The sequence below is a fragment of the Alicyclobacillus acidiphilus NBRC 100859 genome (assembly GCF_001544355.1).
Lineage (GTDB): Bacteria > Bacillota > Bacilli > Alicyclobacillales > Alicyclobacillaceae > Alicyclobacillus > Alicyclobacillus acidiphilus.
On sequence record NZ_BCQI01000108.1, the window covers coordinates 1 to 6,191 of the forward strand.

Consider the following 6,191-nt stretch of genomic DNA (forward strand, 5'->3'; position numbering starts at 1 on the left):
AGCGGGAGTATCCCAGAACCATCACGAATACCGCCACCTTGTGTGTACGCCCGTTCTCATCCTGCTCCTCGCAAAAGCCCCAATCAATCTGTGCCTGTTGCCCCGGCTTGGTCTCATAACGTCGCTTCGCTTGTACCTGGCGTGGTGGACGATGCGGGTGTACAAACGCTTTGATTTGTGTCACGCCACCCGTGTAGCCCATCTTCTCCAGGCGTTGCTTCATGGCGACGCAGTTGAACAATCCCTCACTCATCCACTGCTCAATCTGTGGGATGAACGGTTCGAGTTTCGTCCTGCGCTGTGGTCGTCGCTTTGCTTCCACTGGATGACCATCCCGCAGATACTTCTTCACGGTGTTCTTCGAATGCCCCGTCTCTCTAGCAATCTCACGCCAACCCTTTCCTTCCGCCTGCAAACCTTGTAGTCTTAACACAGACCCACCTCGTAACATTTGGATTCTCCTCTCCGAAAACGGTCAGGTTCTCGAAGGGAGTTATTCAACGCAGGTGGGTCATTTTCATTTCGGCGTTGGTGGGTCAATTTTAACCCGGCGTTCACAGATGGACTGGATAATCTTACATTCTTCAATTTCCTCAGTGAGAGCATCTATCTGTTTTTCGAGGGCGGATAGGTGTTTTCCGCAAGTCAAAAGTGCAGAAAAACGCGGCGTTAGGATTCCCAGTAACACATTTCCTTTTGCGTTCAAGAGGGCGTGCTTGACATGGAGCCTCTGCGAGCATGATTCCGCTCGTATAGAGGCAGGACGAACGCGCTGCCATAAATTTTGAAAGGCTATCATGCTCGCCACTCCATATCAAGCACCTTCAGAATTGGAAAAAACGCCGCCGCGTTTTTCTGCAAATTTAAACCGCGCTATACAATAGGTGCTCTTGGTATTGAAGAAGTATATTTAGGTACTCAAGTTTCGCACCCCATTTGACAGGGTAAACCCTTGGTACGACGGCGATTGCGGCCGGTGAACAAGCAAAAACATCCTCATTTTCTGCTAGACTGAAGTTGCGAATACAACAATCTACAGAGAAGAGGATGTTTGCCCTAATGGTACGTGAACCCCAACACTCAGATCAACTCCAATCTATGGTATTTGCTTTCTTCAGGGAGTACAAAATTGCTCGGTTGCTGAAACAGTCGAATGTTACAAAGCAGGCTGGCATTGGTGTTATCGAGGTATTTCAGGCCATTTTCAGCCTCGTATTCACGCAGCGAAGTTTGAACCGCTGGCTTAAGCAGCCCGAAGGCAAGAAATTTGGCAAAGACACCGTGTATCGATTTTTGAATAACCCTCGGCACAACTGGCGGCGGTTCTTGCTCATGCTCAGTGCTGCCGTGGTGCAGCGGATGTCTCGACTGACTTCGGATGACAGAGCAGACGTGCTCATCATCGACGATTCGTTGTTTAGTCGCAATCGGAGTAAGAAAGTCGAATTGCTCGCGAGGGTCTACGATCACGTGTCTCACAAATTCGTTCGTGGCTTTCGGATGCTGACACTGGGGTGGTCGGATGGGAATTCGTTCGTCCCGCTTGCCTTTTCATTGCTCAGTTCCGAGAATGAGCGCAACCGTCTCTGTGATGTAGAGAACTGTATTGACAAACGCACCTGCGGTTACAAGCGGCGGAAAGAGAGCATGCAAAGGGCAACGGACGCTCTGTTCGAACTGCTAACTCAGGCACAAGCCATGGGCATTCGCGCCAAGTACCTTCTGTTCGATAGTTGGTTTGCGTATCCAGCGGTCGTTCTCAAAGCACTGGAGCATTCGATGCATGTGGTGTGCATGCTCAAAGCCGTACCCAAGGTTCGATACGAATACGAGGGACGCCGCTTAAATCTCAAGGAACTATACGCAACTCTGAGAAAGCGCCGTGGACGTGCAAGAATCCTTGCCTCCGTGGTTGTGACGATTGGGCAGGATGCCAAGGGCACCCCGGTTCCAGTGAAAGTCGTGTTCGTCCGCGACAGGAATCGCTCTCGCCAATGGTTGGCGCTACTTTCCACAGATACAAGCCTGCCGGATGATGAAGTGATTCGAATCTACGGCAAACGTTGGGACATTGAAACCTTTTTCAAGGTGAGCAAGTCCCACCTTCGACTGGCTAAGGAGCTACAGGGACGCACTTACGACCAGATGTTTGCCCATACAACCATTGTCTTTGCACGGTACATCATGTTGGCAACAGCATCTCGGGACGAGCGGGATCCAAGAACGATTGGCGCTTTGTTCTTCGACTGCTGCGATGAAATGGCTGACATCCGATTCGCAGACGTAATACGTTTGCTGATCACAATGCTGCAGTCCGCCTTGGAGACGCTGGACATGCCAAATGACAACGAGATCGACACTGTGATTCAGCAGTTTATTGCGCATTTACCCAGTCCTATCAAGGAGAGACTCGCTGCTTAAGGGTGCGAAACTTGAGTTAGGTACATATCCAGACTGAACAAAAGGCTTTGCAAGCGAACTGTCTGAAATGGATTACGGTTGGCAGCCGCGATGATTTTACGTGCTCGGTCCCCAGCCCATCGTGCTGAACGGCTCGGGCACAAAATCTCGATTCTCCTCGCAAGCTCCCCTTCACCGACCGCCAGTACCCTATCCGGTGTAGGAAACTCCAGAAGGACATGCAACGAAAACTTCGAATACAAATCCCCAAACACGCCTTTGAACTCCGGAAACACTTGATCTAGAACTGCTTGGAACTGCAACTTGGTCTGTGTGCACAAGCCCGTGATTGCCTCATGTTGACGAGTAAGATTACGCAGATTCAAGAGCTGAATTCCACGCTTCTTATGGATTTCAAACTCCTCTTTGTAATACATTTCGCACAAGTGGTATGCGTCCTGTACATCAGTTTTTACCTTACGGAGACTAGACTTCTTGGCTTGATGTGCCACAAGCGGGTTGACTAGGATGTACCGGTAGCCGTGTTCATCAAGGACCTGACTGAAGCCCTGCTCGTCCACCAGCCAGAAATGCGTCACGCCACTTGTAATACAGACTTTGGGCCACACCATGCTGTCGGCAAACCTCGCTGATATTCGCCCCGGGAACCATCCCTTCCAACACAATGTTCATTTTCTCGTCCACAGTCCACTTACGTCCTGGCATGAGTCAAACACCTCTCTACGTCTATTTTACCTCACGTCATCTGTCTGGGTTGACTCTGGGGCCAGTATATCTGCTCTCCTCCGTGGCTCTAACAAGCTGGGGAAATAGCTGCCTTTTCGGAGCTTGGGAATTTGCAATTCAATCGTTCCGACCCTCGTATCCCACTCTCTGCGGCGGTATCCATTGCGGTAATTCTTGCGCTCCGTGCTTCGTTCAAAGCGCTCAGCACCGATGAGTTGACTGACTTCCGCATCCATCACGGCTTCGACGAGGACCTTCAAGCCTTCCCGCAGAAATCGACATCTCCATCTTCCAAACCGATCTTGCGAATCAGCTCCAAAAGTGCGATCTTGTCCATAGAAGCCATCGAGCGCCTCCTCTACTGATTGTTTGGCCACTTTTGTAGATTGCACTCGATGGCTTTTTCGTCAAGATCCAGCCTTGAAATTTACACCACTACTTGAGACTCTAACGTAGCTTTCTCCACTGAACGTGAAAACAGAAACGTGGTGTAACAGTCGGTCGAACGTAGCGCTGGCGAGCGACGGGTTCGGGAACAACGCGCCCCATTCTTCAAAAGGGCGGTTGCTGGTTACAATCAGGCTTTGACGCTCATAAGCATTCGACACCAGCTGGAACAGATGGTTGCCGGCAGTATCATCCATTGGTAAATAGCCACGCTCATCGATTACAATAAGGTCCAATTTGCCAAGTGAACGCAGCTTCTGCTTCACTGTGCCGTCAGCCATCGCAGCATAGAGACTGTCTATTAAGTCCTGCGCCGTGGTAAACAACACTTCTTTCCCTCGAACTGCCGCCGCCTCGTACGCGAGAGCCGTAGCAATGTGGGTCTTGCTATTATGGAAAAAATTCCATAAAGGAAAAACTCACCTTGCTACGGGTATTGGTGTGAGAGCTTGTGAACTCGGGATGAGCGTGAAATTCACCACTGTGGCAGAGCTTGTGATGCGGCTGAGTGAAGCTAAGCGCGTCGGCACCCTGGAACGCATTCTCAAGGAGATTGGGCGCACGCAGCTGCTCATTTTGGATGAGTGGGGCTATGTCCCAGTGGACAAGGAAGGATCGCAGCTGCTTTTCCGTGTCGTAGCCGACAGCTACGAGAGTCGCAGCATGATTATTACCACAAACCTGGAGTTCTCCAAGTGGGGTTCCGTGTTCACGGACGACCAAATGGCAGCAGCGATGATTGATCGCCTGGCACACCATGGGCACCTGTTGCTATTCGAAGGAGAGAGTTACCGAATGAAGCATGCGCTGATGAAACAGCGCTAAAATTCCCCGTCAGGGGTATGGGGAATTCTCGATGACAATAACGGGTATTTTCGCTTGACAAAACACACAGAATTCCGAGGGAAGGAGTTTCTTAGTGTTCCGCCTCCGACGCAGATGTTACCCGAGGTCCTGAAAGTGCTGGGAATGAAGCTCCTGAGAAGGCCATCCACTTGCGGAACACGTCGTTGACCACACTCGTTTAACCAAACATTTACACGCTGGCCTCAACTATTGTTGGGGCTCTTTGTGTTGTCGGGCAAAATCCCCCCTACAATCCCTTACCGCGCCTGGGGTGCTATCAAAGATGAGCTCAAAAAAGGCAAACCGATTTGTGGAATTTAGTTAGTCGACAGCCTCTGAGGATGCTGGATAAAATTCCGCGACTGAAATGGATTCGTGTCTCATTGGGCGCTCAATTTGGCACCGACGGCATGGCTATGATTAATGGGGTATCCAGTCAAATGCAAGCCCGCGCACAGATTGTAGTACATCAAAACACTGATAGGGTGTATAATAAATCAAACCCCAGTGGAAACTTGTGGAGATTGGAGAGGGAGTACGGCCTTGCATATTCAATTGTTGTACCTACTCCTTGTGTTCTCTGTATCGATAAGCCCCGCTTCGGCTTCGTGGCTCTGCTGGAGTCTTCGGTACACGTATCGCCGTCGCTACGTACCATATCTCCCCGATCTTAGCTCACGCAGAAAAACCAAGCCAGCCATTCGACTCATTGTGCGCATTGTTCGGATTTCACGCCGCACGGCATTGAGAACCGAAGATGACGACGAAGATCGTCTTTTGTGTCGATTCTTATCCATTGGGATTTGAAGTACACAAAGGAGGCTCTTTTTAATGTACGCAACTGTTGAGCAGCTACTCTACGCTGTCTTTTCCGCCTGACTGGGTTTACCCATGACTGGGGAGTTTCCATTGTGTTCAGAATAGGGGTACGATTAACCGTAGTCCCTCTCTCCATTAAAATTGCCAAGAACAGCATCGCCCAAGCACCCCATTTAAGCTAAATTGGGGACCGTCGAGTATCTGCCGACCAAGTGCGGAGCAAAATAATGTTCACGACGCTAAGGGCACGTACAGGGTGAACAGATTTGGATATAGCGTGAATAATAAGAAATAGCGGAGGGATGTAGGGGGGATTTATCCGATTTCAAGCGTTGGTTAAGGGAAAATCATTTCATAATCTGACAATTTGTTAGATGGAGGTGCTAGAAGTATGCCGCATACAGCGCGAGTAGTTGCTATTGTTGTCCTCCTGGTTGTCATAGTAATATTCGGTATTTATCGACGAAAGCAGAGGGCCATTAGATTTCAAAAGTTGGTTAAGGCGCGTATCTTGACGCAGTTGACGCTGTGGGCCATCATTGGTTTTGTATTCCTTGCTGCGGGTTTTTCTAGTCCGATGGTGTACATTTTTGACGCTATTGGTATTGTGTTGGGCATAGGCGTTGCGTACTTAGCGATTCGTACCACATCCTTTGAGCCACGTAAAGATTCTTGGTTCTACCGCCCTAATCCGTGGATTCATATGCTCTCGATTGTGGTGTTTATCGGGCGCTTTGCCTACATATTGTATCAGGATTATAAGTTGGCTATCGAAACTGCCGCAGGCAACGGGCAACCCACAAACCAAGTACTGTCTGCCTACACTCACGATCCCTACACAACTACCATTTTGTTCGTGTTGATTACTTATTATACCGGTTACTATATGTTTCTGATTCGAAAAACGCGTCACCTGGAAATTGAGAAGCAAC

Annotated in this window: 5 protein-coding genes and 3 pseudogenes; 3 read left to right on the top strand and 5 right to left on the bottom strand. The window is 49.6% G+C overall.

The genetic code is table 11. The annotated features are described in order from the left end of the window. Positions 1-433, bottom strand: a pseudogene (locus tag AAC01S_RS17900) (IS21 family transposase); the annotation flags it as partial. A 626-nt stretch (positions 434-1,059) separates the two neighbouring features. On the opposite strand from AAC01S_RS17900, the gene AAC01S_RS17910 reads away from it, so the two are divergent. Continuing rightward, the gene (locus AAC01S_RS17910; RefSeq protein WP_083511953.1) at positions 1,060-2,421 is read left to right on the top strand and encodes an IS4 family transposase; all 1,362 of its coding nucleotides are present in this window, start codon (positions 1,060-1,062) and stop codon (positions 2,419-2,421) included. An 8-nt stretch (positions 2,422-2,429) separates the two neighbouring features. Here AAC01S_RS17910 and AAC01S_RS17915 read toward each other — a convergent pair. The 4 genes and pseudogenes from AAC01S_RS17915 to AAC01S_RS17925 form a co-directional block, all read right to left on the bottom strand. Further along, a pseudogene (locus tag AAC01S_RS17915) lies at positions 2,430-2,960 on the bottom strand (IS110 family transposase); the annotation flags it as partial. Further along, the gene (locus tag AAC01S_RS20325; RefSeq protein ID WP_083511955.1) at positions 2,950-3,126 is read right to left on the bottom strand and encodes a transposase; all 177 of its coding nucleotides are present in this window, start codon (positions 3,124-3,126) and stop codon (positions 2,950-2,952) included. The gene AAC01S_RS20325 and the pseudogene AAC01S_RS17915, both read right to left, overlap by 11 nt. Before the next feature lie 68 nt (positions 3,127-3,194). Continuing rightward, positions 3,195-3,493: pseudogene (locus AAC01S_RS17920) on the bottom strand (transposase); the annotation flags it as partial. 61 nt (positions 3,494-3,554) lie between these two features. Continuing rightward, positions 3,555-3,971, bottom strand: coding sequence for an ATP-binding protein (locus tag AAC01S_RS17925; RefSeq protein ID WP_217997869.1), 417 nt, complete (start codon positions 3,969-3,971; stop codon positions 3,555-3,557). On the opposite strand from AAC01S_RS17925, the gene AAC01S_RS17930 reads away from it, so the two are divergent. Then, positions 3,970-4,419, top strand: a complete 450-nt coding sequence (locus AAC01S_RS17930; protein WP_157071282.1) for an ATP-binding protein — start codon at positions 3,970-3,972, stop codon at positions 4,417-4,419. The genes AAC01S_RS17925 and AAC01S_RS17930 overlap by 2 nt on opposite strands. 1,231 nt (positions 4,420-5,650) lie before the next feature. Beyond that, the coding region (locus AAC01S_RS17935) for a CcdC protein domain-containing protein (protein WP_067625725.1) at positions 5,651-6,191 on the top strand (541 nt) is incomplete at its 3' end.

Coding starts and splice junctions, on each gene's coding strand:
- AAC01S_RS17910 (WP_083511953.1), top strand. CDS start 1,060: ATGGTACGTGAACCCCAACACTCAGATCAACTCCAATCTATGGTATTT.
- AAC01S_RS20325 (WP_083511955.1), bottom strand. CDS start 3,126: ATGCCAGGACGTAAGTGGACTGTGGACGAGAAAATGAACATTGTGTTG.
- AAC01S_RS17930 (WP_157071282.1), top strand. CDS start 3,970: ATGTGGGTCTTGCTATTATGGAAAAAATTCCATAAAGGAAAAACTCAC.